This is a genomic window from Bradyrhizobium genosp. P, from assembly GCF_049949265.1.
In the GTDB taxonomy this organism is placed as follows: domain Bacteria; phylum Pseudomonadota; class Alphaproteobacteria; order Rhizobiales; family Xanthobacteraceae; genus Bradyrhizobium.
On record NZ_CP188195.1, the window covers coordinates 6,561,472 to 6,587,036 of the forward strand.

Sequence of the window (25,565 nt, forward strand, 5' to 3'; positions counted from 1 at the left end):
AAGGGGGATACAGCTCCGCGTTCTCGCGACATGATTTGTCCGAGCTTTGCATTTCGTTTGCCCTCTTACTTGGTAGAGGGCGCAGGGAAAGCCGGGTGCCGATCGCACCCATGGGCCCGGTGCAACAGAAAGCACCGGGGTAGGACCACAGGTGTAACCGGGAACTCCGGCTTTCCCTGCGCGATGGTGTTACGGTTTCCTTCGTGCTCTCCCCGGTGAGCGCTTTTTGCCACCGTCGCCCCTGAGAAGCGTCAACTTCTCGAGAGCTTTCCGCCTGCATTGCAGCATCAGGACCACACGACTTCGCCGTCCGCTTCGGTGCGTTCGTCTCATGCACCTTGGCGTCCACCGCATCCGACCGCGCGTTCGTGACGTGCGCTCGCCCCTCGATCGGGTGGGACGAGGGATTCATACACTGAGTTGTCCTTCTGATAAATAGAAATGTTTTTAATGCGAGGGCTTGCCCCGTCGGGCAAATCAGTGATCGTCCCTACGAGGTCGATTGGCCCATCCAGGCAGTGCATGGCTCGCGGCCCTCGCCACTGCCGTCATTCCGGGGCCTGCCCCATAGTTAATCGATCCCTAGCCTGCGCGAATAAATTGCGTCCGGTTTGCGCCGCCTTTCTCAATCCGACGCCCCTATGAAAACGGCCGAAGCACGGGGGTGCGGGGATCTCCGGGGAAGCGAGCGATGCACGGGCCTTTGCCACGACCGAGAATGGTGCCAGCCAAGCGGCTGTTCGCACTCGGCGTCGGCCTTATCCTCTGCTTTTGCACGGTCTGTGCCGCCATCCTCTGGGAGATGGCGCAGAAGGATTATCAGCACGCGAAGGAAGCCTCCACCAACCTTGTCGCCAGCATCGCAAGCGAGATCGACCGCAACATCGAACTCTATGATCTCTCGCTGCAGGCCGTCGCCGACGGCGTGAAGCTGCCCGAAATCAACAGCATCAGCCCGGAGCTTCGGCAGGTCGTTCTGTTCGACCGGGCCGCCACGGCCAAGGATCTCGGTTCAATTCTCGTCCTGAATCCGGCCGGCGACGTCACACTCGATTCCAGAACGTTGACACCGCGGCAGGCGAATTTCGCCGAACAGGATTTCTTCCGGGTCCATCAAACGAGACCGGACGCGGGATTGTTCATCAGTGCGCCCTGGGTCACGCCGGAAGGAGAGTATCTGATCAGCCTGAGCCGGCGCATCAGCAACAGCGACGGTTCCTTCGCCGGCGTGGTCGCCGGCAGCATGCGGCTCAGCTATTTCCACAATCTGTTTCGAAAGCTGAACTTTGGCCCCGGCGATAGCATGGCGCTGTTCGGCACCGACGGCACGATGCTGATGCGGGCACCGTTCGACATCAACAGGATCGGGCAAAGCATCAGGGGGTCCCAAGCCTTCAGGCAGTTTCCGGCGCGCCAATCCGGCTCCTACATGACGAAATCGGTCGTCGATCACATCAGCCGGCTCTACGTTTTTCAGCAGGTCGGACACCATCCCCTGCTCATCACCGAGGGTGTCGCGCTCGACGGTATCTATGCCGACTGGTGGCAACAGCTCTGGCTGATCGGCGCCGTGGTGGCCGCGCTCGGCGGCTTGTCGATCGTCCTGATGTACTATCTGCTGGCAGCCGTCAAACGGCGGGCCGCAGCCGAAGACCGGCTGGCGCATCTCGCCAACACCGATGCACTGACCGGCCTCGCCAACCGCCGCCGTCTCGACGATACGCTGGACGTCGAATGGCGTCGCGGCATGCGGGCAAAATCACCGGTCTCGCTCCTGATGATCGATGTCGACCATTTCAAGATCTTCAACGACACATACGGGCATCAGCCCGGCGACGCGGTGCTTGCCACCGTGGGGCGGTGCATCGCAACCAGCACCAAGCGCGCAACCGACCTTGGTGCGCGCTATGGCGGCGAGGAGTTTTCGGTGCTGCTGCCGGGCATCGGCAAGGCAGGCGCGCTGGAGGTTGCCGAACAGATTCGCGCGAGGCTGACGGCCGCTCGCGAATCCCAGCATGAACTGCCGACCGTCAGCATCGGATTGGCTTGCCTCGTTCCCGACGATGAGCGCACGTCGCGCGATCTGATCCGAGCCGCGGACCTCGCCCTCTACGAAGCCAAGAGTGACGGCCGCGACCGCATCGTGGTCAGTGCGATCGGATGGGACAAATCGGGCAAACGGCACGCGGCCTGATCGAGGAGATGTTGCCGCATCGGACGCGTCCGGCCCATCTCCGCTTACTCCACCAGCAGCACATCCACCGCGACGTTGAGCTTCTGCTTGCGCGCGCCGACGATGACGCCGTCGACCGGCGAGACGTCGGAGAAGTCGCGCCCGATCGCCAGGATGATGTGGTCGCTGGCAACGATGAGATCGTTGGTCGGGTCGAACCCGATCCAGCCGAGCTCGGCGCCGCACCAGACCGAGACCCAGGCGTGGGTCGCATCCGCGCCTTGCAACCGCGCCTGGCCCGGCGGCCGGCAGGCCGCGCAGGTGCAGGTCCGATGCAGGCAGCAACCTGTCGGCGGCATCCTCACGCCGTGAATTAAGTGCACTGGCACCGTAGTCAGTCGTCCTCATGCCGTCTCGGCTTGGTTGATCCTCCCAGCGGCGGTCGGCGCTTCCATGATCCGGTTGCTGGGCCACCGCCACCCGACGAAGCCAAATGGTATGGCGACTATATGTCTCTGCCCTGAATTTGCTTCCGCTTTCGGCGGCATAGCGGACTTGGCGGGACTTCTACTGGCTCGACCCGATCGCGAATGACCCAACTCGGACATGAATGGACTACCTCAATTGGGCTCACCTGATAGTATGCTCATCCTTAGCAAGGAGGCCGACATGAGAGCCTACCGCTGTTTGAGCCCGGCAATCACACTGGCACTCACTCTGGTTGCGCACCAAGCAGCCGCACAAGACGCATCGTTCAAGCAGATCGCCCAGAGAACAGAACTGTATCAGATCCCCACGCTGACGCTCTCGGATCAGCAATTTCTGACAGGAAATGCTGCTGGCACTGAGGTGACAATTGTCGGCCAGCTTCGGATTGCTCAGGGCTCGGGCCGCCTTCCAGTCGTTGTGCTCCAGCACGCATCGAGCGGATACGACGCTCGCATCGATGTCTGGTCAAGAGAACTCAATGAGCTTGGCATCTCGACGTTTGCGCTTGATGGCTTCACAGCACGGGGCCTCACGGACCTAAATAATAGTCAAGCCTCGCTCGGGCGAACCAATCTTATTCTAGACATCTATCGTGCGCTCGACGTTCTCGCCAAGCATCCACGTGTCGATCCGACGCGCATCGCATTGATGGGCTTTTCGCGTGGAGGTCAGGCTACCCTCTATGCGAGCCTCAAGCGGTTCCATCAGTTGTGGAACAAGTCAGGCGTGGAGTTTGCGGCCTATGTTCCATTCTACCCGGATTGCATGACGACATTCCTGTCCGACACCGACGTTGTCGACAAACCGATCCGCATTTTCGGCGGCACGCTGGATGACTACAACCCGATCTCCGCCTGCAAAGCATACGTCGAACGGCTGCGAGCCGCAGGCCGCGATGTCGAAGTGACGGAATATCCGAACGCCTCGCACGCATTTGACAACCCGCTCGGGGCGCAGCCGGCAAAGGTACAGCCGACATTCGAGAGCGTTCGCAATTGCAAAATCGGCGAGGAGGCAGACGGGCTTCTCATAAACACCGACACCAAGCAGCCATTCACCTACAAGGACACCTGCGTGGTTCACGGCCCACGCACCGGTTACGATCCTGTCGCTACGCAAGAAGCCAAAAAGTCAGTCAAGGAGTTGTTCAAAAAGGTGTTCCGACTTGCTGATCGCTAGGCATTGCATGTCGCCTATTGGCCCTTCGCGACATATTGCGCCGCGACGCGATCTCGGTCGCTACCGGGGCATAGCGGAAGTCGTCGAGCAGCCACCATTTGAAAGGACGACGCTCGTGACCCAAAGCGGAAATTCTTCCTTGAGGAGCAGTCGTGGGAATGTCGCGCGCGGAATGTTGGAGACACAAAACATATATTCACCAAACCGCGCGTGGTCATTTCGTTTGCTTAGAATAAAGCGATTGGATGTAGCCTAATCCGTCGAGTTCATCGACAAACGAGGGATCACACAGGTCCTGCGGTCGAAGGTTAGCTACCGTCGGGTATTGTCTAGAGACGATATCTTTGAGTTTCGGCATCTCGGAAAAGAATGTCGGTCGCGGAACGACCTTGAACAGAGGGACGTAGAAGGCATGGAGTTGCTCAATTGATTTGCGGTCGCTGATCTGCAGAAAGCGTTGGAGCAAAGGAACGACGACACCCGGCTGCGTTTTGAATAGAGCGATCGCCTCGACAAAGCCTTTGACGAATTGAGAGACAAGTTCACGATTGGCCGAGATCAATCGTCGGGTCGTGACTATGCCGCCGGTGCCTGCTTTTATGCCCTGCAGCGCGTTCCAGCCGAACTCATTTTCGCCGAGGAATCGAAGATCGACAGGAAGATACCCGGCATCCACCCGCTTCGCTGCGAGCGCCGCATAGATAGCCTGGAACGATCCCAAGGAAACGAGTGTCGCGGACACATTCCACTGTTTCAGCAGCGCCTGCACGGCCCGGCCTAACTGGCCCGTCGCATCCACCGCACCAACACGGCCATTTTCGAGTTGCTCAGGTTTGGTGATGTCACTCCTGGCCATCACGAATACTCCGTCGTGAAGCTCAGTCGGCGTGAGAATCAGAACGGGATCCTCCCCGCGCAATACGCCTTGAACAACGGGAAGGTCGCCGGTATGGCAAAACTCCCAGTCGCCGCGCACCAGGCCAGCAACGGCTTGAGGACCGCCAGCTTCAAGAGTGGAGAACGTGACGTCGATGCCTTGCCGCTTAAATATTCCAGCCTCCGCGCCAATCCACGCCACGCTTTGGAACGCAGCACGCAGCGCGATCGCTACACGGGCTTGCGTGGCGTCAAATCCCGCAGCCCGAAGCGGGCCTACCGCCGGCCAGATGTTGAGTGTGCCGGTAGCCGTCGCGGCAATGCCGAATCGTCTCCGCGAAATGAGGTCACTCATTGGTCCGAATACCTGATGAGGGAATATGGATCAGTAGAGCCCTTTTCGATACATCGCACAATCGTGGTTTCTGCGACACCCGCGAACGTCGACTATTGGCCCATCGCGTCATTTCGCTGCGCTGCAGAATTTGGTTGCAATCGGGGCATAGGCGACTCTGGCGGGCCGTCCGCCTGTTATCGGTTCACAGGCTGATTTGTGATATAATCTCCTTTGCTAAAAGCTTTGCGGTGACGCCATGCCGAGACCGATTAAGCGCTACGCTCGCACCCGTCTTTATGACTCAGAAGCCGGCCGCTACGTGACGTTGGCGGATCTACGGGAGTGGCGGGCGCGAGGATTGGCATTCACGGTGATTGACGTCGAAACAAACCAGGACGTGACCAGGGTTCTCTTGGCTTAGTCCGCCTCGATGGACCCTCATTCCACCAGCAGCACGTCTACCGCGACGTTGAGCTTCTGCTTGCGCGCACCGACGATGACGCCGTCGACCGGCGAGACGTCGGAGAAGTCGCGCCCGATCGCCAGGATGATGTGGTCGCTAGCGACGACGAGATCATTGGTCGGATCGAACCCGATCCAGCCGAGCTCAGCGCCGCACCAGACCGAGACCCAGGCGTGGGTCGCATCCGCGCCCTGTAGCCGCGCCTGACCCGGCGGCGGAATGGTGCGCAAATAGCCGCTGATATAGGCGGCCGGCAGGCCGAGCCCGCGCAGGCCTGCGATCATCACATGGGCGAAATCCTGACAGACGCCGTGGCGCTTCTCGAACACTTCCCGGAGCGGTGTCGAGATCACGGTCGCCTTGGGATCGTATTTGAACTCGGTGCGGATGCGGCGCATCAGGTCGGCGGCACCGAGCAGGATGCCTCCGCCAGGCGGAAAGCTCGCAGCCGCATAGGCGGTCACCGGCCGCAGCACCGGCACCAGCGCGCTGGCGAAGACGTAGCCGACCGGCGAATCCGCAGCGAGGCTCGACGCCTCGAAGGCGATGTCGCGCACGGTCTCCCAGGGCGGGCTATTCGCATCGCGGGGCAGCGCCTGCCGCTCGACCGAGACGCGCGAGCGCGAATCGATCCGAAGACTGCGGTGAGCCGTCTCGATCAGGACGCTCTCGGTCAGCGTGCCGAAAAAATCCCGCCTCGCCGTGCGCTCCGCGGGCTTCGGCCTGATCTCGACGCTGTGCGAGATCAACTGCTGGCCGTCGCCGTTGAGCGGCTCCAGCCGGAGCGAGCAGCGCGCGAAGCTCACCTGGGTCTCGTAGCTGTAGGTGGTGACGTGACGGATGTCGTAGATCACGCCAGCCCCGTGAGCTTCTCCGGCCGGCTGGCATTCGGTCCGTGCGGAAAGTAGTGCAGCCCGATGGCCTCGGCGAGACTGAGCAGGTCCTGCTCCAGCGCGAACAGCGCCTTGACGTCGAGGGCCGTGGCCTCCGCCGTCGTCAACATCGCCTCGAGCGCGACCGCCAGCCGCTGCGGCCGCTCGATCAGGCCATGCTCCTTGAGGCTCGGCAGCGCCGCGATATGCTCGTTGAGGCTGGCGACCTGGAACGCGACCGATCGCGGATTGTAGGGATCGAGCACCGCGAGATCGCGCACCGGCGCCAGCAGCGGCTGCACCAGATAGCGCGAACGGTAGGTGATCTGGCAGTCGACCAGCGTCAGCAGGACGTCGAGGTCCTCGTCGCCGGCATCGTCATAGGCGAACTGGCGGGCGAAACGCGTGGTGTTGACGGCGCGCTCGGCGCGGCGGCCCATCTCGAGGAAGCGCCAGCCGGCGGCGCGGTTCATGTTCTCCTGCGCGAGCCCGGCAAAGCTTGCCAGCTCCTGCAAGGTCAGCTCGGCGGCACTGACCACGCCGTCGTCATCATGAACCTCGATGGCGAGACGATCGGCCATTTCGGTGATGACCTGCCAGGCGTCCGGCGACAGCCGCTCACGCAGCGAAGTTGCGGTGCGCTGTGCCGATCGCACCAGCGACAGCGCCGAGCCGAATTTCTCCTCGTTCTGCAACGCTTCGAGCGCGACCTTCGCGGGATTGGCCCGTGTAGTCTGCGAGCTTGCGCCCCAGGCGACCAGCATGCGCTGGATGCGTTCGGCCGAATGCAGTGTCGGTGTGGTGCCGGTCGAACTGCCGCGCGCGGGATCGCGCGACGACGCGCCCAGCGCACGGATCAGCCGCATGGTCGCCTCGGCGCGCTCGAGATAGCGGCCGAGCCAGAACAGATTATCGGCGGCGCGGCTCGGCAGCACGCCGGCGATGCGGCGAATGCGCACGGTGTCGACCGCGGGCAGCAAGGTGGAGGTCGCGACCGCCTTGTCGGAAACCACCCAGACGTCGGCCGAAACGGCGCCATCGCCCATCGATACCGCGCGCGCATCCGCCCGTTCGGCGATCCGGCAGAAGCCGCCGGGCAACACGGTCCAGCCGTTCGGCGTCGCGGCCGCGAACACCCGCAGCGCGAAAGGGCGCGGCGCGATGCGGCCGTTTTCCCAGACCGGCGTGGTCGATAGCCCCACCAGCTCCTGCCCGACATAATCGATGCCGCGATGGGCGATCGCATCCTTCAGCCGGTCGCGGTCGGTTGCCGACAATTGGCCCGGAAGCACCGGGCCGTCGCCGGGGAAGCCCGGAACGCCTCGGCCATAGGCGCCCTCGATCGCGAACTCGTCGAGACGCGACAGCACCTCCTCGCGGGCCGCTTTCTGGCCGCACCACCAGGTCGCGATGTGCGGCATCGCCAGATCTTCGCCGAGCAGGCGCCGGCAGAGATTGGGCAGGAAGCCGAGCAGCGCGCGCGCTTCGAGCACGCCGGAGCCCGGCATATTGGCGACCACGACGCCCTGTTTGCGCAGCACCTCGACGAGGCCGGGCACGCCGAGATAGGAGGATGAATCGAGCTCGAGCGGATCGAGCATGTTGGAATCGACCCGGCGCAGCAACACGTCGAGCCGCTTCAGCCCCGCCACCGTGCGGATGTGGATGCGGTCACCGGAGACGGCGAGATCATCGCCTTCGACCAGCAGGAAACCCAGATAGCGCGCCAGCGTGGCGTGCTCGAAATAGGTCTCACTGAACGCGCCGGGCGTGAGCAGGCCGATTCGCGGCTCGTCGCGATCGGCGCTGGCGCGCAAGGAATCGCGGAACTGTTCGAAGAACGGCGCTACACGCTCGACATTCATCGATTTGTAAAGATTGGAGAAGGCGCGGGACAGCACCAGGCGGTTTTCCAGCGCGTAGCCTGCACCCGACGGCGCCTGCGTGCGGTCGCCGAGCACCCACCAGCGCCCGTCCGGCCCGCGGCCGACGTCGGCGGCGTAGAGATGCAGATAGCGGCCGCCCGCCGGCTTGATGCCGCTGACCGCGCGGAGATATTCGCTGCTGCCGGCGATCACTGCGGCAGGGATAGCGCCGCTCGCCACCAGACGGCCCTCGCCATAGAGATCGCCGAGCACCATCTCCATGAGTTGCGCGCGCTGCGCGACCGCGGCTGCCAGTTGCCGCCAGTCGGTGGCGTCGATCAGCAGCGGCAAATGGCTCAGCGGCCAGATCCGGTCGGCGGTATCGCCGGGGGCGCGGTAGGTGACGCCGGCCTCGCGCAGATGCCGGTCGGCGGCAGCGAATCGCCGCTCGATATCGGCCGGCGACAGCGCGGCAAAAGCATCGAAGAAGCGGGTCCAGACCGGGCGCGGCGCACCGTCCTGCGTAATATATTCGTCGGGAATGCCGGGAAGCCGGATGTAATCGCGGGTCCATTGCGCCGTCCGGCGCTGACCCGGACGGGCCCTGCTCTCCTGACTGCTGCCTTGCCCACCCGATCCGGTCATTGCACTTCCCCTGACCACAATTAGTGCAGGAGCGGCGTTCGCAAGTCGAGGGTCAACGGAAACTCAATTGTGCGTTCCTCCGGCGGCGGCTCGATTGGGCCGGGGGTGTGGCCGTGATCCTGGAAGCGCGCCAGCCGCCGCGCCTCAGCCTCGTAGGAATTGACCGGCTTGGTCTCGTAGTTGCGGCCGCCGGGATGGGCGACGTGATAGACGCAGCCGCCGAGCGAGCGGCCGTTCCAGGTGTCGATGAGATCGAACGTCAGCGGCGCATGCACGGGAACAGTCGGATGCAGGCCCGAGGCCGGCTGCCAGGCCTTGAAGCGGACACCGGCCACCGCCTCGCCGGCGCGGCCGGTCTCGGTCATCGGCATCCGCCGGCCGTTGCAGGTGATGACGTGGCGTCCCTCGACGAAGCCGGTCGCCTTGACCTGCAACCGCTCGACCGAGGAATCGACGTAGCGCACGGTGCCGCCCGCCGTGCCCTCCTCACCCAGCACATGCCAGGGCTCCAGCGCCTGCCGCAGTTCGAGGCTGACGCCGCCGTGATGGATACGGCCGAAGGCGGGGAAGCGGAATTCGAGTTGCGCCTGATACCATTCAGGCTCGACGTCGTAGCCGGATTGCTTGAGCTCGGCGAGCACACCGAGAAAATCCTCCCAGAGGAAATGCGGCAGCATGAAGCGGTCGTGCAGCGCGGTGCCCCAGCGCACGAATTTGCCCTGCTGCGGCTCACGCCACAGCTTTGCGATCAGCGCGCGAATCAAAAGCTGCTGCGCCAGCGACATCCGTGGATCGGGCGGCATTTCGAGCGCGCGGAATTCAACCAGGCCGAGCCGGCCGGTCGGACTGTCGGGGGAATAGAGCTTGTCGATGCAGATTTCGGCGCGGTGGGTGTTGCCGGTGATGTCGACCAGGATGTGCCGGAACAGCCGGTCGACCAGCCACAGCGGCGCATCCATGCCTGATGGAGGCACATGCGCGAGCGCGATCTCGAGTTCATAGAGGCCGTCATGCCGGGCCTCGTCGATGCGCGGCGCCTGGCTGGTCGGGCCGATGAACATGCCGGAGAACAGATAGGACAGCGAGGGATGCCGCTGCCAGTACAGCACGAGGCTCTTCAAGAGATCGGGCCGGCGCAGGAACGGCGAATCCTGCGGCGTCGAGCCGCCGACCACGATGTGATTGCCGCCGCCGGTGCCGGTGTGGCGGCCGTCGATCAGGAAGCGGTTGGCGCCTAACCGTGTCTTCGCGGCGTCTTCATAGAGACCGAGCGTGATGCCGACCGCCTCGCGCCAGTCTCGCGCCGGCTGGACGTTGATCTCGATTACGCCGGGATCGGGCGTCACCTTGATGACCTCGATGCGCGGATCGTAAGGCGGCCCATAACCCTCGACATTGACTTGCAGCTTGAACTCTTCGGCGGTCGCCTCGATCGCCGCGATCAGTTCGAGATAGTCGTCGGCCTTCTCGACCGGCGGCATGAAGGCGCAGAGCACGCCATCGCGGACCTCGATCGACAACGCGGTTCGAATCGGGAGCGGCTCTTCAATGTCCTTGAGCGCCTGCTTCAGCTCCGGATCGATCTCGCCCAGCGCATTGCGCGGCGCCATCGGATCCTGCTCGATGATGTAGGGAAAATCCTCAGGCGCGACATGTTCGAGCGAGCCGATCGGAAGCCGCAGGCCGAGCGGGGAATCACCGGGAAACAAAAACAGATGGCTGCGGCGAATTTTCCAGTGCTCGCTGCGCCAGCGCGCCGGCACGCGATCGGCAAGCGGAGACCAGCGCTGGATCGGCAGCACGTAGCCCTTCGGCGTCGTCAGTCCCTCGTCGAACACCCGCGCAATCCGCGCGCGCTCTTCGGCATCCGCCAGTTTCGAGTTGCCCGGGCTGACATTGGCCGGCAGCGCTCCCTCGCGCTGGAGCCAGAACGCGGTGTCTTCGTAAGCCGATATGACGTAGTCCGCCTTCAGGCCGAGCCTTGTCGCGATCCCGATCGTGAAGCGCTCCGCATCCGCGATCTCGGCTTTGCGCGGATTTTCGACCGAGGCGATCAACTCGGCGTTGTTCCAGATCGGTTTGCCGTCCTTGCGCCAGTACAGCCCGAACGCCCAGCGCGGCAGGGTTTCGCCCGGATACCATTTGCCCTGCCCGTAATGCAGCAGGCCGCCCGGCGCGAAGCGCGTGTGCAGCTTGCGGATCAGTTCATCGGCGAGCGTGCGCTTGGTCGGGCCGACCGCGGCGACGTTCCATTCCGGTGCTTCCAGATCGTCGATCGAGACGAAGGTCGGCTCGCCGCCCATCGTCAGCCGCACGTCCTCCCTGCTCAGATCGGCGTCGATCCGTTCGCCAAGCTTGTCGAGCCGCGCCCAGGACTCGTCGGAGAATGGCCTCGTGATCCGCGGCGCCTCGCGGATCCGCTTGACGGTCATCTCGAAGCCGAAATCGGTGTTGGCGAAGCCCGCGGTGCCGGACACCGGCGCGGCCGAGCGATAATGCGGCGTGGCACAGACCGGAATGTGCCCCTCGCCGGTCAACATGCCCGAGGTAACGTCGAAACCGATCCAGCCCGCGCCCGGCAGATAGACCTCGGCCCAGGCGTGCAGATCGGTGAAATCGTTCTCGACCTCGCGCGGCCCTTCGAGCGGATCGATGTCGGGCCGGAGCTGAATCAAATAACCGGAGACGAAACGCGCGGCGAGCCCGATATGGCGCAGTGCCTGGATGAAGAGCCACGCCGAGTCGCGGCACGAGCCGGAGCCGGCCGCGAGCGTCTCCTCCGGCGTCTGGATGCCGGGCTCCATCCGGATGACGTAACCGATTTTCTTCTGCAAATGCGCGTTCAGCTCGACCAGGAAATCGACCGTGCTGTCGGCGCTGCGCGGAATGTCCTTCAGATAGGCAGACAGCAGCGGACCGGGCTCCGTCGTCTCCAGATAGGGCGCAAGCTCGGTCTTGAGATCGGCGGTGTATTCGAATGGAAAGCTGAAGGCGTAGGGTTCGACGAAGAAATCGAACGGATTGATCACGATCATCTGCGCCGTGAAGTCGACCTCGATCTTGAACTCGGTCGTCTTCTCCGGAAACACGTAGCGCGCCAGCCAGTTGCCCTGCGGATCCTGCAGCCAGTTCACGAAATGGTCCGCCGGCGTCACCTTGAGCGAATAGCTCAGGATCGGCGTGCGCGTATGCGGCGCGGGGCGGAGCCGGATGGTCTGGGGCCCAAGATCGATCGGCCGGTCGTATTTGTAGTGCGTGACGTGATGCAGTGCGACTGATATCGACACGGACGGGGGACTCCAGCAGCTTTTTTGAGCAGAACACTGCTGCCGGTCGACATCAAGCACTAACAACGGGCATGGCGTGCCCATCGGGCAGGCTAATAGCTACGCGGCCGCGCTCACATCGTCGCGCCCAGCACCCAGGGTGCGAACTCGGCGCCGCCGAAATCAAAACTCTCGCTCTTGGTCGGCTGGCCCGAGGCGGTCTTGAGGATGAGGTCGAAGATGCGCTGGCCGCAATCCTGCACGCTCTCCTGGCCGTCGAGGATGGTGCCGCAATTGACGTCCATGTCGTCTTGCATCCGCTTGTACATCGGCGTGTTGGTGGCGAGTTTGATCGAGGGCGCGGGTTTGCAGCCGAACACGCTGCCGCGGCCGGTGGTGAAGCAGACGAGATTGGCGCCACCGGCGACCTGCCCGGTCGCCGCCACCGGGTCGTAGCCGGGCGTGTCCATGAACACGAAGCCCTTCTTGGTCACCGGCTCGGCGTAATGCAGGACGTCGACGAGGTTGGTGCTGCCGGCCTTGGCCATCGCGCCGAGTGATTTTTCCAAGATGGTGGTGAGGCCGCCGGCCTTGTTGCCGGGGCTCGGATTGGCGTTCATCTCGGCGCCTTCGCGGCTCGTATATTCCTCCCACCAGCGCATCAGACCGACCAGCTTCTCACCGACCTCGCGGCTGACGGCCCGCCGCGTCAGCAGATGCTCGGCGCCATAGGTCTCCGGCGTCTCTGAAAGGATGACGGTGCCGCCATGACGGACCAGGAGATCGCTCGCCGCGCCCAGCGCCGGATTGGCCGACACGCCGGAATAGCCGTCGGAGCCGCCGCATTGCAGGGCCACGGTCAATTCGCTCGCCGGTACCGGCTCGCGCTTGACCTTGTTGGCGTCAACAAGCGCTTCCTTCACGAAGGCGACGCCGGCTTCCACGGTCTTGCGGGTACCGCCGACTTCCTGGATGTCCATCGCGCGCAAGCGCCCGGCGAGCTTTTGTTCCTGCATCAGGCCGCCGATCTGGTTCACCTCGCAGCCGAGGCCGAGCACGATCACGTTGGAGAAATTCACATGCCGCGCGTAACCGCCGAGCGTGCGGCGAAGCAGCGCCAAGGGCTCGTCCTGGGTCATGCCGCAGCCGGTCTTGTGGGTCAACGCGACAACACCGTCGACGTTCGGAAAGTCGGCCAGCGGATTGTCGCCGGTGAACGGATTCTTCTTGAACATGTCGGCGACGATGCCCGCGACATGGGCGCTGCAATTCACCGAGGTCAGGATGCCGATATAATTGCGCGTCGCAACCCGGCCGTCGGCGCGGCGGATGCCCTCGAAGGTCGCCGGCAGATCGAAATTCGGCACCGGCTTGACGTCGACGCCGTAGGCATAGTCCTTGGCGAAATCGCCCATGCCGCAATTCTGCGTGTGCACGTGCTGGCCCGGCGCGATCGGCGCAGTCGCAAAGCCGATGATCTGGCCGTAACGTTTGATCGGCTCGCCTGTCGCGATCGGCTTGATCGCCACCTTGTGGCCGGCCGGAATGCGATCGACCGTAGTGATGCCTTCCACCACCAGCCCCGGCGGCAGGCTCGCGCGCGCGATCAGGACGCTGTCGTCAGGATGCAGGCGGATGACGTGTGTCGGGGCCATGGGGGTCTCTCCTTCATCGCTTACTTCACCTCTCCCCGTTCTTTACGGTGAGAGGTCGAGTTCTCGCGCAGCGAGAATTCGGGTGAGGGGCAGGGCGTGCGCGCGATCACGAACACGATGCTCGCCGGATGGAGGCCCCTCACCCCAGCCCTCTCCCCGCAAGAGCGGGGCGAGGGGGAGGATAGAGTTACGCTTTCCCGCCGGAATCCTTGCGGGTCTGGTTGACCTGCATCTTGGCGTAGACCTGCATCAGGCCGACCTCGTTCGACAGCGTCACGAGCTTGAAGCCCATGTTGATGGCGCGTACCGCACCTTCGGCGCCTGAGCAGTGGATGCCCGGGTTGAGGCCACGCTTGCCGCATTCCTTGATGATCTTGTCGTAGATCTTGAGTATCTCCGGCTCGTCGCGATCGAGCTTCGGCACCAGGCCATAGGAGAAGCCGAGGTCGGACGGGCCGACATAGACGCCGTCGATGCCCTCGACGTCGAGGATCGCTTCCATGTTCTCGATCGCGGTCTTGGTCTCCATCATCGGCAGCAGCACGATCTCGTCGTTGGCGGTCTGCTGATAGGTGCCGGCCGAACCATACATGCCGGCGCGGATCGGACCGTTGGAGCGCACGCCCTTCGGCGGATACTTCGCATAGGAGACGAGGTTCTTGGCCTCCTCCGGGGTGTTAACCATCGGGCAGATCACGCCATAGGCGCCGCCGTCGAGCACCTTGCCGATGATGCCGGGCTCGTTCCAGGGCACGCGAACCATCGGGGTCACCGGATGGCCATGCATCGACTGGAAGCACTGCACCATCGAGAGATAGTCCTGCACGCCGTGCTGCATGTCGACGGTGACACTGTCGAAACCGCATTGCGCGATCACTTCGGCCGAAAACCCGGAGGGGATCGCGAGCCAGCCGTTTACGACCGCCTTGCCCGACGCCCAGACTTGCTTGACCTTGTTTGCCATTGATCGCGTTTCCCTTCGCGGTTTCTTGGGGGACTTGCCCTAGACTTGCCTTAGCTCGTCGCCCGCTGGATTGAGACTTCGCTGACGCCGACTTCGCGCGCGGTGTTCACTATCGCCGCCCAGGTGTCGTCAGGCAAGGGGATGCCGTTTTTGGTGCGCTCGGCGCGGGTTTTCCGCTCGGAATCGCCGGGAATCAGCACGGAATCGACGTTCGCGATCGGTTTGGTGGCGCGGATGAAGTCGGTATAGCGCGTGATCTCACCATCGAAGAAATTGCTGGTGTCGATCACCTTGGGATCGATGTAGAAAGCCAGCATGCCGTTGGCGAAACGGCGGTCCGGGGCGGTCGCGCCGGTGCCGGTCAGCGCTCCGCCAAGCAGTTCGCAGATGAACGCGAGGCCCGAGCCCTTGTGATCGCCAAAAGCGCGGATCGCACCTGTGCCTTTGGTGTGATCGCGCGGCCCGTCCGGCGTGAACGGTCCATAGAGCACATGCGGGTCTTCGCTGAGCGTCCCGTCCGCATCGACCAGCGCGGCCTTCGGCAGCTTCTTGCCACCGCGGCTTGCGACCAGCACCTTGCCCTCGGCAACCACGGAGGTGGCGAAGTCGAGCACGATCGGATCCTGACCGTCGCGCGGAATGCCAACGCAGTATGGCGCGGTCGACAGTCGCTTCTCAACGCCGCCATAGGGCGCGACCAGCAGCGAGCCGGCGGCGTTGACGAAGTGCACCGACACCAAGCCTTCGGCGGTTGCCATCTCGGCCCAGTCGCCGACGCGGCCGATATGGCCGGCGTTGCGCAGCGCGATCGCTGATAGCCCCGCCTTCTTGCACTTCTCGATGCCGAGCCTGACCGCGACGGGCGTGACGGTCTGGCCATAGCCGAACTTGCCGTCGACCACCGCGAGCGCCGGCGTATCGACCACGATCTCCGCAGTCTGGTTCGGCACCACCGAGCCCATCTTCTTCCACCTGACATAGACGGGAACGCGGATCACGCCGTGGCTGTCATGCCCGGTGAGGTTCGCGGTCGTCAGGTAAGTCGCGATGCGCCTCGCCTCCTCGGTTGAGGACTCCGAATGCGAGAAGACCTCGGAAACGAAGTTGATGAGATTATCAACCTTGATGGTGACCATGAAAGAACAGCTCGCTTGGATTAGGCGTGGACTTTAAGCATGAGACTTCTAGGCATGGGCTTTGGCGTGACCACCGAGATAGGCCGCGGCGATGGCTTCATTGCCCCACAATTCGTCGGGCTTGCCGCCTAGCACAATCCGCCCCGTCTCCAGGACAAAGCCATGATCGGCGACTGAGAAGTCCCATGCGCGCATTTTGCTCGACGAGCAAGACCGTGGTGTCTTTCCTGATCTGCGAAATGATACGGAACACCGCCTGGACGATGACGGGCGCAAGCCCAAGCGACGGCTCGTCCAGCAAGAGAAGCCGCGGCTTGGCCATCAGGCCACGGGCGACCGCGACCATCTGCAACTGGCCGCCGGACAGCGTCCAGCCAAGCGCATTTGAAAAAACGCGGATATCTGGAAACAAATCGAACATCGCATCCGCCTCACGCGAGATCTGCGACGTCGAAACCTTCCGGTTCGACGCACCGAGCATGATGTTCTCTTTCACGGTGAGGCCCGGGAACACGCGCCGGCCCTCCGGCACATGCGAGATGCCTAGCCGGACGATCGCTTCCGGCCCGAGGCCCGCGATCGAATGGCCGTCGAAGATGATGTCGCCCGAGGCGGGCTTGGCGAGGCCGCTGATCGCGCGCAACGTGGTCGACTTGCCGGCGCCGTTGGCCCCCAACAGCGTGACCACCTGCCCCTGCTCTACGGCGATAGTGATGCCGCGCAGCGCTTCGATCTCGCCGTAGCGGACCACGAGGTTGCGGATTTCGAGCAGCGGCATCATTCGCTCCCGAGATAGGCGGAGACGACGTCGGGATGACGCAGCACCGCCAGCGACTCGCCGTCCGCGATCCGGCGTCCGAAGTTCAGCACGGTGATGTGCTGGGCGGCTTCCGAGACCAGCGTCATGTCGTGATCGATGATCAGGATGGTGAGGCCTTGCGCTGCGATACGCTTGAGCAGCTCATGCAGCTCGAGCTTTTCGGTCGAATTGAGGCCGGCGGCCGGTTCGTCGAGCAGCAGCAGCGTCGGGTTCGACGCCAGCGCACGGGCTATCTCGATCAGGCGCTGATGGCCGTAGGAAAAGCTCGAGATCAACTCGTTGGCGCGGCTGCCGAGACCGACGAAGGTCAACGCCTCCATCGCCCGCTCGGTCAGCGCGTCGTCGCCCTTCCCGATCATGGTGTTGCCGGGACGCTCGGCACCGATCTCGACATTCTCCAGCGCCGTCATCGAACGGAACAGGCGGATGTTCTGGAAGGTGCGCCCGAGGCCTGCGGCCGTGCGCTGATGCGGCGCCATGTTGGTGATGTCGGTGCCGTCGAGCACGATCCTGCCGGATGTTGCCTTGTAGAGGCCGGACAGCACGTTCAGCGTCGTCGTCTTGCCGGAGCCGTTGGGCCCGATCAGCGCATGCACGCCGCCGCGCCTGACTGCGATGTCGACGCCGTCGACCGCCTTGAGGCCGCCAAAGTGCTTCGACAGCCCGGTCACATCAAGCACGATGTCGCCGGCGGTGGTCGCCGGTTTCAGCTGCAGCGCGGCCTTGGCGGGCGGCGCCTTGGCACGCGCGCGCCAGCGTGTGAAGGCGTCGGACACAAATCCCCAAATGCCGTCGGGCATGAAGCGGATGATCAGGATCACGAACAGGCCGTAGATCGCGAGATAAAGCCCCGGCACGCTCTTGAGAAAGCGCAGCCATTCCGGGATCAGGATCAGAAGTCCGGTGCCAATCGCCGAGCCGATCGGCGAGGCCACGCCGCCAAGCAGCGACATCGTCAGGAACACGATCGATTCCGCGAACGAGAACTGATCCGGACTGACATAGGCGAACCCGCCGGCGAACAGGCCGCCGGCGAGGCCGCCGAGCGCCGCGCACACCGCAAAGGCGTAGACCTTGGTGCGGAACACGTCGATGCCGTTGACGCCGGCCGCAAGCTCATTGTCGCGCACCGCGCGCATGGCGCGGCCAAGCCTGGTGTCCGGCAGGTGCCAGACCAGATAGCCGACGATGCCGAGCGCCGCGACGCAGAAGGCGAGATAGCTCTGCGAACTCTGGAACAAAGCGGGACGGCCGATGTTCGAGACGCCGTCCGGCCCATGCGTCAGCCAGATGGCGTTGATCATCACCAGCGTCACAATCTGCTGGAACGAGATCGTGACCATCGCAAGGTAATGGCCGCCGAGCCGCAACGTCGAGGCGCCGAGGAACGCGCCGGCCAGCAGCGCAATGACGCTGCCTGCGACGAGACATAGCCAGAAGCTCAGGTGCAGATCGGTGGTTCCGATGCCGACCGCGTAGGCGCCGAAGCCGAAGAACGCGGCCTGCGCCAGATTGATCTGGCCGCACAGGCCGAGCACGACCGAGAGCCCGAATACCGCGATCGAGAATGTCGTCGCCTGCATCAGGATGTTGAGGATGTAGCCGTCGAACTGCATCCGGGCGGCCAACGCCACCACGATGGCAACGCCGATGAAATACGGCAGGTGCCGAAGCAATAACGGCTTCGAGCGCACCGCGGGCGCCGTGACCTGAATGTTGTCGCTGGCGCTCATGCCTTCTCCGCGACACGTTCGCCGAAGATGCCCTGCGGCCGGAAGATCAGGAACGCGATCAGCACCAGGAAGGCAAAGCCGTCCTTGTAGGGCACCGAGATGTAGGCCGCGCCGAACGTCTCGATCACGCCAAGCGCAAGGCCACCGATAATGGCGCCGGCGACGTCGCCGAAGCCGCCGATGATGGTGGCGGCAAACGCCTTCAGCGCGATCGTCGAGCCCATCTGAATCGAGACGAACAGGACGGGGGCGACCAGGATGCCGGCGAGACCGCCGAGCATGGCCGAATAGATGAAGGTGATCATGATCATGGTGGAGACGGAAATGCCAAGCAGCGAGGCCATCTCCTTGTCCTGCGAGGTCGCCTGCAGCTTCTTGCCGAGCAGCGTCTTCTCGAAGAACCAGAAATTGAAGATCACCAGCAGGACCGTGACGCCGATAATCAGGAGATACTGGCTGTCGAGATAGACCGGGCCGAGTTGAATGCCGGGTGTCTCGAACCAGCCCGGCAGCACCTGCGGCTGTGGGCCGTAGATCGCGAGCACGGAGTTGGCGAGCAGGATCGAGGCGCCGATGGTGGCGATGATGACTGGCAGATAGCTGCGGTGGCGCAGCGGATAATAGACACCGAGATTGAAGACGACGCCGAGCAGCGCCATGCCGGCGAGTGCGATCAGGAACGACAGCCAATAGGGCCAGCCGAGATCGACAGCAAACACCACCATCAGATAGGCGGCGACCATCGAGAATTCGCCCTGCGCGAAGTTCACGACGTTGGTGGCGCGGAAGATCAGCACGAAGCCGAGCGCGACCAGCGCGTAGACCGCGCCGATGCCGATGCCCGTGAACAACAGTTGAAGGAACAGATCCATGGCAAGCTTCAGTTGAAGGGAGAAGCGAATATCCCGGCACCAGCCGGATCGGAGTGGTTGTTGTCTTCACAGCCTCTCGTTAAGGGCGATGCGGGAGGTGGTAGGGCTCTCCCCCCTTGCAGGGGAGAGTTGGTGAGAGGGGTAAGCCACGATCACCGCTCGTGCGGCTTACCCCTCTCCCTAACCCTCCCCCGCAAGGGGGGAGGGAACCCATCCATTGGTGCCTCCCTGACCCTTTCAGATCAGTCGTTGGACTCGATGTGCTTGTCGAAGACGATGCTGCCCTTGTCGTTCTTCACGATGTTGTAGCCGTGAAGCCCGTCGCCGTTCTGGTCGAAATTGTACTCGCCCTCGGCACCCGGGAACTTCTTGATCGCCAGGATCGCATCGCGGATCTTGTCGGGCTCGGTCGCGCCGGCCTTGTTGATCGCCGCTGCCAGCACGGTGACCGCGTCATAGGGCCAAGAGCTCTGGTTGTCGGGCGCGACCTTGACCGCGTCGCGATAGAGCTTGCCGAACGCCTTCGAGGCATCGCTGGAGTCTTCCGCGTAATCCGCGACACCAAAGGTGCCGTAGAGCGCCGGACCGGCGAGCTTGAGCGCGGTGATGTTGACGATCGAGGGCGAGCCGACCCAGGGAATGTTGACGCCGAGTTGGCGCAACTGGCGGGCAAAGATGCCGAGATCGTTCTCGAAGGTGAAATAGGAACCGAGGATGTCGGCGCCGGACTGCTTGATCGCGAGCACGACGGGGGTGAAGTCCTGGCTCTGGTTGGCATAGCCCTGGTCGAGCACCGGCGGAGCGCCGAGCTTGCCCAGCGCTTCCGTCAGCGCCTTGCCGCCGGCGGTGCCGAACGCGTCGGTCGAGTGCAGCACGGCCCATTTCTTCTTGCCGAGCGTGTTGACGCCGTAGTCGGCGATGACGCGGCCGGAATAGCTGTCATTGGGGCGGAAGCGGAACAGCCACTTGTTGCCCATATGGGTGAGATTCGGATCGGTGCCGCCAATCATCACGGGCTTGCCGAGCTTCAACACGTCCGGCGCCATCGCGTGGACCTGGGTCGAACGGATCGAACCGAGAAAGCCGACGATGTCGGATTGGGAGGCGAGCTTGGAGAAGGCCAGCACAATGCCGGGGTTGGTGGTCTGGTCGTCCTCGACGATCAGCTCGAGCTGTTTGCCGAGGACGCCGCCGGCCTTGTTGACGGCATCGAGCGCGAGCTTGGCGCCCTTGACGGCGTAACCGCCGGATTCCGCGGCAGGACCGGTGACGGGCGCGCACATGCCGATCTTGATGGTCGCGCCTTGCGCCTGCGCACTACGTAACAGCGCGGGAGCAGCGACACCTGCCGCCAAGCCGGCGGAAAACTCACGCCTCGTCAGTTTCATTCAATCCTCCCTGTAAACGCCGAACTTGCATGTCGGCTGCATTGAAACGAGCTAGATGCCCAGACTTGTTGCCCTGTCCACGGCCACACACAGCACGACGAGCAAACGTTTGCGCCGCTGCGGCGCACAACGGCGATTATTAATCCAAGCCTATGGCGCAACAAACCATGATTGTATATTGCACGCAATAGTCAAAAAGTCGCGCGGGCGGTGCGTAAATGCCTGCCGCGAGCGACTCGACGCAATCAATTGATAGTGTGCACGTGATAGTGTGGCCGCGGGCAGCCATCCATGTCGACGCCAAGAGCGAAATCGCAGACCAGACGGAAACAGCCGGCCTATGCGCTGATCAAGGGTGCATTGGCAAAGCGCATCCGGACCGGTGACGTTCCGGCTGGAACCGTGCTCTCCGAATCAGCGATCGCGACCTTGTTCGGCTCGAGCCGCTCTCCGGTGCGGCAGGCATTTGAGGAGTTGGAGCATGTCGGCCTGGTGCGCCGGTTCGACGGCCGCGGCGTCATCGCCGGCAAGCGCAAGGCCGAACCCCGGCGCGTTCCGATCACGCCGGAAATGCTGGGGCTGACCGACGGGCCCGTCGAGGCGGTCAGAAGCGATGCCTGGGACACGCTCTATTACGAACTCGAACGCGAAGTCATTTACCGATCGCTGTTCGGACGCTTCCGCGTCAGCGAACTCGCGCTGGCGCGGCATTTCCGGGTGGGGCGCACGGTGGCCCGCAACCTGCTGCTGCGTGCGCAGGCGATCGGCATCCTGGAGAAAGGCGCCAAGGCCCATTGGTATGTGGTGCCGTTGGACGAGGATCGCGTCCGCGACATCTTCGAGGTGCGGGCAACTCTCGAGCCGCTGCTGCTGAAATCCGCAACCACGAAGATTCCGGTGGCGTTTCTGGAGCGGATGGCCGATCGGCTTCGCGAGGGGATCCAATTCCGCAGCCGCGTCGGCATCGGTGAACTCGACGAGATCGAGGGTGACCTCCATATCCGGTGCCTCGGCTACGGCGTCAATCGCGAGATGATCGAAGCCCTCAAGCGCACCCACTGCTCCTTCGTGATCGGCAAGCACATCCAGGTGGCGCTGACCGCGCCGCAAATTGATTCCTTCATGGATGAGCATCTGGTGATCATTGACGCCTTGCGTGCTCGCGACGGTGACGCTGCAGCGGCGACAATGCGCCGCCATATCGAGTGGTCGCACTCCAAAGTTGCCGGCTGGATCGCCGAATTCCGCGCCATCAACGCGATTTCGCGCGTTCCTTACATGGTCTAGCCGGCATGCCAGACATCGTCGTACAAACGCTTGACTACTCGTCGCCTTCGATCCCGCCGTCATCGGAGGATATCATTCCGGAGAGGCCCGCCTCGAGCGCGCCGAGCATCTCCTGCAATTCCGCAAGCCTGCGCGCGCCGTAGCGTTTGGTGATTGCGGCGTAAATTGCCTCGGACGTCGGCGCCACCGCTTCGATCAGCTTCACCCCCTTCGCGGAGATCGAGACGACTGCGCGCCGCAGGTCGTTCTGCGCGGCCTTGCGCTCGATCAACTGGCGGGCTTCGAGATCGCGCAGGATACGCGACAGGCTTGGGCCGAGCAGGAACGCCACATGGGCGAGCTCGGTAACCTCGATCTCATCGACTGAGGTGAGCGCGCGCAGGATGCGCCACTGCTGCTCGGTCAAGCCGTGATTGCGCAGCGAGGGACGGAACTGCCGCATCACGGCTTCGCGCGCGCGCAGCAGCGACATCGGCAGCGAACGCGAGAATTCGCGCATCGGCGCCCGCCGGGACGAGCCACCCTCGGCCGGATTTGAACGCGGTTCGTTTGGCGATTTCTTGCGCGCCATTGTTCAATCCAGAACCGGTTCAATCCAGAGCGGCAAACTTTTGCACTGCAACATGCATCAAATCGGTTTGCGGAAATTCACTTAACATGTTAATCATCTCCTCACATCCACTTTGTGTAGCACGCATGGCCCTCTCCCACGACGATATCAGCGCGGCCGCCCGACGGCTCGACCAGGCGGAAAAGACCCGCAAACAGATCCGCCAGCTCTCGCTGGAATATCCCGGCATCACTCTTGCCGATGCGTACGCGATTCAGAAGGCCTGGGTCGAGATGAAGGTGGCGCAGGGCCGGATTATCAAGGGCCACAAGATCGGCCTGACCTCGAAGGCGATGCAGAGCGCGCTCAATATCGACGAGCCGGATTCCGGCATCCTGCTCGACGACATGTTCTTTGCCGATGGCGGGCTGGTGCCGAGCGATCGCTTCATCGCCACGCGGGTCGAGGCCGAACTGGCCTTCGTGATGAAACACCGCCTGGCGGGACCGGACTGCACGCTGTTCGACGTGCTCAACGCCACCGACTTCGTGGTGCCGGCGCTGGAAATCCTCGACACACGGGTCGAGCGGGTCGATCCGCAGACCAAGGCGACGCGCAAGATCTTCGACACCATTGCCGACAACGCCGCCAATGCCGGCATCGTGCTCGGCGGCCGGCCGATCCGGCCACTGGACGCCGACCTGCGCTGGATCGGCGCACTTTGCTATCGCAACGGCCAGATCGAGGAGACCGGCCTTGCCGCCGGCGTGCTCAACCATCCGGCGACCGCGGTGGCCTGGCTCGCCAACAAGATCGCGCCGAACGGGCTGGCGCTGGAAGCCGGACAGGTGGTGCTGGCAGGCTCCTTCATCCGCCCGATCGAAACCCGCAAAGGCGACACGATTCAGGCCGACTATGGACCCTACGGGTCCGTGAGCTGCTACTTCGCCTGACGTTTTGGTATCAGCAGGAGACCGGTATGCCGCATTTCACGCTTGAATATTCCGCCAATCTCGACGGCCTCGCCGACATGGGTGATGTCGTCGAGATGGTGCGCAAGGCGGCGGTCGAAACCGGCATCTTCCCGCTCGGCGGCATTCGTGTTCGCGCTATCAAATGCGAGCATTACGCGATCGCCGATGGCGGAAAAAACTACGGCTTCCTCGACATGGTGCTGCGGCTCGGCGAAGGCCGCGATCTCGCCGCCCGCAAGAAGGCCGGCGAGCACATCTTCAAGGCGCTGTCGGCCTATCTCGATCCGGTCTTCGCCAACAGCAAGTTCGCTCTGTCGTTCGACATGCAGATCAACGACAAGGAGACGAGCTGGAAACGCAACAACATCCACGACGCCCTGAAGAAAGTGGAGACGGTCCATGGATAAAGCGACATCATCCGACGTGTTCCAGGCCAACCGCGACCGCGCAGCTCCCCTGCTCGCCAAGTTGAAGTCCGAAGGCATCGGCCACATGATAGATGGCAAAATTGTGCCGTCAGTTTCAGGCCAGACCTTTGAGACGAAATCGCCCGTTGACGGCTCGGTGCTGGCGACAGTGGCACGTGGCAACGCCGAAGATATCGACCGGGCCGCGACCGCGGCGGCGCAGGCCTTCAAGGCCTGGCGCGACATGCCGGCTACGATGCGCCGCAAGCTCTTGAATCGCGTTGCGGATGCGATCGTGGATCATGCCGACGACATCGCCGTGCTCGAATGCATCGACACCGGCCAGGCGCACCGCTTCATGGCCAAGGCCGCGATCCGCGCCGCGGAAAACTTCCGCTTCTTCGCCGACAAATCCGCCGAAGCGCGCGACGGTCTCAACACGCCCTCGGACGAGCATTGGAATATCTCGACCCGCGTGCCGATCGGCCCGGTCGGCGTGATCACGCCGTGGAATACGCCGTTCATGCTCTCGACCTGGAAGATCGCTCCTGCCCTCGCCGCCGGCTGCACCGTCGTGCACAAGCCAGCGGAGTGGTCGCCCGTCACCGCTGATCTGCTGGTCAAACTGGCCAAGCAGGCGGGTATCCCCGACGGGGTGTTCAATACCGTGCACGGCTTCGGCGAAGACGCGGGCAAGGCGCTGACCGAGCATCCGGCCATCAAGGCGATCGGCTTCGTCGGCGAGAGCTCCACTGGCTCGGCGATCATGGCGCAGGGCGCGCCGACCCTGAAGCGCGTGCATTTCGAGCTCGGCGGCAAGAATCCAGTGATCGTGTTCGACGACGCCGATCTCGACCGCGCGCTCGATGCCGTCGTGTTCATGATCTACTCGCTCAACGGCGAGCGTTGCACGTCGTCGAGCCGCCTGCTGGTCCAGGAGAACATCGCGGCCACGTTCATCGAGAAGCTGACCGCGCGGGTGAAGGCGCTCAAGGTCGGCCACCCCCTCGATCCCGCGACCGAGATTGGGCCGCTGATCCATGAGCGGCATCTGGCAAAAGTCTGCAGCTATTTCGACGTCGCCAGGAAGGACGGCGCGACCATTGCGGTCGGCGGCAAGCCGCATGACGGCCCCGGCGGTGGCCACTATGTGCAGCCGACGCTGGTCATCGGCGCTAATGCAAAAATGCGCGTCGCGCAGGAAGAGGTGTTCGGCCCGTTCCTCACCGTGATCCCATTCAAGGACGAGAACGACGCCATCGAGATCGCCAACGGCGTGCAGTATGGCCTAACCGGCTATGTCTGGACGGGCGAGATGGGCCGCGCGCTCCGCGTCGCTGACGCGCTGGAGGCCGGCATGATCTGGCTCAACTCGGAAAACGTCCGCCATCTGCCGACCCCGTTCGGCGGCATGAAATCGTCCGGCATCGGCCGCGACGGCGGTGACTATTCGTTCGACTTCTACATGGAAACCAAGCACGTCTCGCTCGCCCGCGGGACGCACAAGATTCAGAAACTGGGAATGTAACCACCGTCATTCTGGGCGCAGCGAACCCGGAATCTCGAGATTCCGGGTCTGGTGTTAGCGCACCATCCCGGAATGACGGACAAAAA

The 25,565-nt window shown here is 63.4% G+C and carries 18 protein-coding genes and 2 pseudogenes; 7 read left to right on the forward strand and 13 right to left on the reverse strand.

The genetic code is table 11. The features are described from left to right. The first annotated feature begins 718 nt into the window (after window positions 1-718). The gene (locus tag ACP2YO_RS31560; protein WP_426435046.1) at window positions 719-2,194 is read left to right on the forward strand and encodes a sensor domain-containing diguanylate cyclase; all 1,476 of its coding nucleotides are present in this window, start codon (window positions 719-721) and stop codon (window positions 2,192-2,194) included. Window positions 2,195-2,238: 44 nt separating this feature from the next. Here the strand turns inward: ACP2YO_RS31560 and ACP2YO_RS31565 are convergent. After that, window positions 2,239-2,478 (reverse strand): annotated as a pseudogene (locus ACP2YO_RS31565) (transglutaminase family protein); the annotation flags it as partial. 364 nt (window positions 2,479-2,842) lie between these two features. On the opposite strand from ACP2YO_RS31565, the gene ACP2YO_RS31570 reads away from it, so the two are divergent. Next, window positions 2,843-3,841, forward strand: coding sequence for a dienelactone hydrolase family protein (locus ACP2YO_RS31570; RefSeq protein WP_426435047.1), 999 nt, complete (start codon window positions 2,843-2,845; stop codon window positions 3,839-3,841). Window positions 3,842-4,055: 214 nt separating this feature from the next. Here the strand turns inward: ACP2YO_RS31570 and ACP2YO_RS31575 are convergent, their stop codons facing one another. After that, the gene (locus ACP2YO_RS31575) at window positions 4,056-5,072 is read right to left on the reverse strand and encodes an ABC transporter substrate-binding protein (protein WP_426435048.1); all 1,017 of its coding nucleotides are present in this window, start codon (window positions 5,070-5,072) and stop codon (window positions 4,056-4,058) included. 238 nt (window positions 5,073-5,310) lie between these two features. Here ACP2YO_RS31575 and ACP2YO_RS31580 point away from each other — a divergent pair, with 238 nt between their 5' ends. After that, window positions 5,311-5,475: a polyhydroxyalkanoate synthesis regulator DNA-binding domain-containing protein gene (locus ACP2YO_RS31580; protein WP_426435049.1), complete on the forward strand. Its 165-nt coding sequence runs from the start codon at window positions 5,311-5,313 to the stop codon at window positions 5,473-5,475. Between the two features lie 17 nt (window positions 5,476-5,492). On the opposite strand, the gene ACP2YO_RS31585 is transcribed toward ACP2YO_RS31580, so the two are convergent. From ACP2YO_RS31585 to ACP2YO_RS31630, 10 genes and pseudogenes are all read right to left on the reverse strand, one after another. Continuing rightward, complete coding sequence (locus ACP2YO_RS31585; RefSeq protein ID WP_426435050.1) at window positions 5,493-6,371, reverse strand: transglutaminase family protein; 879 nt, start codon at window positions 6,369-6,371, stop codon at window positions 5,493-5,495. Continuing rightward, complete coding sequence (locus tag ACP2YO_RS31590; RefSeq protein WP_426435051.1) at window positions 6,368-8,899, reverse strand: circularly permuted type 2 ATP-grasp protein; 2,532 nt, start codon at window positions 8,897-8,899, stop codon at window positions 6,368-6,370. The genes ACP2YO_RS31585 and ACP2YO_RS31590 overlap by 4 nt, the downstream gene beginning before the upstream one ends. A 20-nt stretch (window positions 8,900-8,919) precedes the next feature. Further along, on the reverse strand, window positions 8,920-12,186 hold the full coding sequence (locus ACP2YO_RS31595) for a DUF2126 domain-containing protein (protein WP_426435052.1): 3,267 nt from the start codon (window positions 12,184-12,186) through the stop codon (window positions 8,920-8,922). Window positions 12,187-12,299: 113 nt separating this feature from the next. Next, the gene (locus ACP2YO_RS31600) at window positions 12,300-13,820 is read right to left on the reverse strand and encodes a UxaA family hydrolase (protein ID WP_426435053.1); all 1,521 of its coding nucleotides are present in this window, start codon (window positions 13,818-13,820) and stop codon (window positions 12,300-12,302) included. 187 nt (window positions 13,821-14,007) lie between these two features. Further along, window positions 14,008-14,784 (reverse strand): HpcH/HpaI aldolase family protein, encoded by a 777-nt coding sequence (locus ACP2YO_RS31605; protein WP_426435054.1) that lies wholly within the window; start codon window positions 14,782-14,784, stop codon window positions 14,008-14,010. A gap of 50 nt (window positions 14,785-14,834) precedes the next feature. After that, window positions 14,835-15,920, reverse strand: coding sequence for a malate/lactate/ureidoglycolate dehydrogenase (locus ACP2YO_RS31610; protein ID WP_426435055.1), 1,086 nt, complete (start codon window positions 15,918-15,920; stop codon window positions 14,835-14,837). 48 nt (window positions 15,921-15,968) lie between these two features. Continuing rightward, window positions 15,969-16,698, reverse strand: a pseudogene (locus tag ACP2YO_RS31615) (ABC transporter ATP-binding protein). Then, on the reverse strand, window positions 16,698-18,473 hold the full coding sequence (locus ACP2YO_RS31620) for an ABC transporter permease subunit (protein WP_426435056.1): 1,776 nt from the start codon (window positions 18,471-18,473) through the stop codon (window positions 16,698-16,700). The pseudogene ACP2YO_RS31615 and the gene ACP2YO_RS31620 overlap by 1 nt, the downstream one beginning before the upstream one ends. Further along, a complete protein-coding gene (locus tag ACP2YO_RS31625) occupies window positions 18,470-19,345 on the reverse strand; it encodes a branched-chain amino acid ABC transporter permease (RefSeq protein ID WP_426435057.1) in 876 nt (291 codons plus the stop codon). Before ACP2YO_RS31625 ends, ACP2YO_RS31620 begins: the two co-directional genes overlap by 4 nt. A 242-nt stretch (window positions 19,346-19,587) precedes the next feature. Beyond that, window positions 19,588-20,733: an ABC transporter substrate-binding protein gene (locus ACP2YO_RS31630; RefSeq protein WP_426435058.1), complete on the reverse strand. Its 1,146-nt coding sequence runs from the start codon at window positions 20,731-20,733 to the stop codon at window positions 19,588-19,590. Between the two features lie 291 nt (window positions 20,734-21,024). On the opposite strand from ACP2YO_RS31630, the gene ACP2YO_RS31635 reads away from it, so the two are divergent. Then, entirely contained in the window at window positions 21,025-22,020 is a 996-nt protein-coding gene (locus ACP2YO_RS31635) for a GntR family transcriptional regulator (RefSeq protein ID WP_426435059.1), read from the forward strand. A 34-nt stretch (window positions 22,021-22,054) separates the two neighbouring features. Here the strand turns inward: ACP2YO_RS31635 and hpaR are convergent, their stop codons facing one another. Next, window positions 22,055-22,591, reverse strand: coding sequence for a homoprotocatechuate degradation operon regulator HpaR (gene hpaR, locus ACP2YO_RS31640; protein ID WP_426435060.1), 537 nt, complete (start codon window positions 22,589-22,591; stop codon window positions 22,055-22,057). A 125-nt stretch (window positions 22,592-22,716) separates the two neighbouring features. On the opposite strand from hpaR, the gene hpaH reads away from it, so the two are divergent. Genes hpaH through hpaE form a run of 3 tightly spaced genes read left to right on the forward strand, consistent with a single transcriptional unit; the run spans window position 22,717 to window position 25,479 of the window. Then, window positions 22,717-23,523 (forward strand): 2-oxo-hept-4-ene-1,7-dioate hydratase, encoded by an 807-nt coding sequence (hpaH, locus tag ACP2YO_RS31645; protein ID WP_426435061.1) that lies wholly within the window; start codon window positions 22,717-22,719, stop codon window positions 23,521-23,523. A gap of 26 nt (window positions 23,524-23,549) precedes the next feature. Further along, window positions 23,550-23,951, forward strand: a complete 402-nt coding sequence (locus tag ACP2YO_RS31650) for a 5-carboxymethyl-2-hydroxymuconate Delta-isomerase (RefSeq protein ID WP_426435062.1) — start codon at window positions 23,550-23,552, stop codon at window positions 23,949-23,951. Further along, window positions 23,944-25,479, forward strand: coding sequence for a 5-carboxymethyl-2-hydroxymuconate semialdehyde dehydrogenase (hpaE, locus tag ACP2YO_RS31655; protein ID WP_426435063.1), 1,536 nt, complete (start codon window positions 23,944-23,946; stop codon window positions 25,477-25,479). Before ACP2YO_RS31650 ends, hpaE begins: the two co-directional genes overlap by 8 nt. Window positions 25,480-25,565: the final 86 nt, after the last annotated feature.

Bases quoted from the DNA above. Each gene is read 5' to 3' on its own strand.
- ACP2YO_RS31605 (WP_426435054.1), bottom strand. From the start codon at position 14,784: ATGGCAAACAAGGTCAAGCAAGTCTGGGCGTCGGGCAAGGCGGTCGTA.
- ACP2YO_RS31590 (WP_426435051.1), bottom strand. From the start codon at position 8,899: ATGACCGGATCGGGTGGGCAAGGCAGCAGTCAGGAGAGCAGGGCCCGT.
- ACP2YO_RS31635 (WP_426435059.1), top strand. From the start codon at position 21,025: ATGTCGACGCCAAGAGCGAAATCGCAGACCAGACGGAAACAGCCGGCC.
- ACP2YO_RS31575 (WP_426435048.1), bottom strand. From the start codon at position 5,072: ATGAGTGACCTCATTTCGCGGAGACGATTCGGCATTGCCGCGACGGCT.
- hpaE (WP_426435063.1), top strand. From the start codon at position 23,944: ATGGATAAAGCGACATCATCCGACGTGTTCCAGGCCAACCGCGACCGC.
- ACP2YO_RS31620 (WP_426435056.1), bottom strand. From the start codon at position 18,473: ATGAGCGCCAGCGACAACATTCAGGTCACGGCGCCCGCGGTGCGCTCG.
- ACP2YO_RS31570 (WP_426435047.1), top strand. From the start codon at position 2,843: ATGAGAGCCTACCGCTGTTTGAGCCCGGCAATCACACTGGCACTCACT.
- ACP2YO_RS31600 (WP_426435053.1), bottom strand. From the start codon at position 13,820: ATGGCCCCGACACACGTCATCCGCCTGCATCCTGACGACAGCGTCCTG.
- ACP2YO_RS31560 (WP_426435046.1), top strand. From the start codon at position 719: ATGGTGCCAGCCAAGCGGCTGTTCGCACTCGGCGTCGGCCTTATCCTC.
- ACP2YO_RS31630 (WP_426435058.1), bottom strand. From the start codon at position 20,733: ATGAAACTGACGAGGCGTGAGTTTTCCGCCGGCTTGGCGGCAGGTGTC.
- ACP2YO_RS31580 (WP_426435049.1), top strand. From the start codon at position 5,311: ATGCCGAGACCGATTAAGCGCTACGCTCGCACCCGTCTTTATGACTCA.
- ACP2YO_RS31625 (WP_426435057.1), bottom strand. From the start codon at position 19,345: ATGGATCTGTTCCTTCAACTGTTGTTCACGGGCATCGGCATCGGCGCG.
- ACP2YO_RS31650 (WP_426435062.1), top strand. From the start codon at position 23,550: ATGCCGCATTTCACGCTTGAATATTCCGCCAATCTCGACGGCCTCGCC.
- hpaH (WP_426435061.1), top strand. From the start codon at position 22,717: ATGGCCCTCTCCCACGACGATATCAGCGCGGCCGCCCGACGGCTCGAC.
- ACP2YO_RS31610 (WP_426435055.1), bottom strand. From the start codon at position 15,920: ATGGTCACCATCAAGGTTGATAATCTCATCAACTTCGTTTCCGAGGTC.
- hpaR (WP_426435060.1), bottom strand. From the start codon at position 22,591: ATGGCGCGCAAGAAATCGCCAAACGAACCGCGTTCAAATCCGGCCGAG.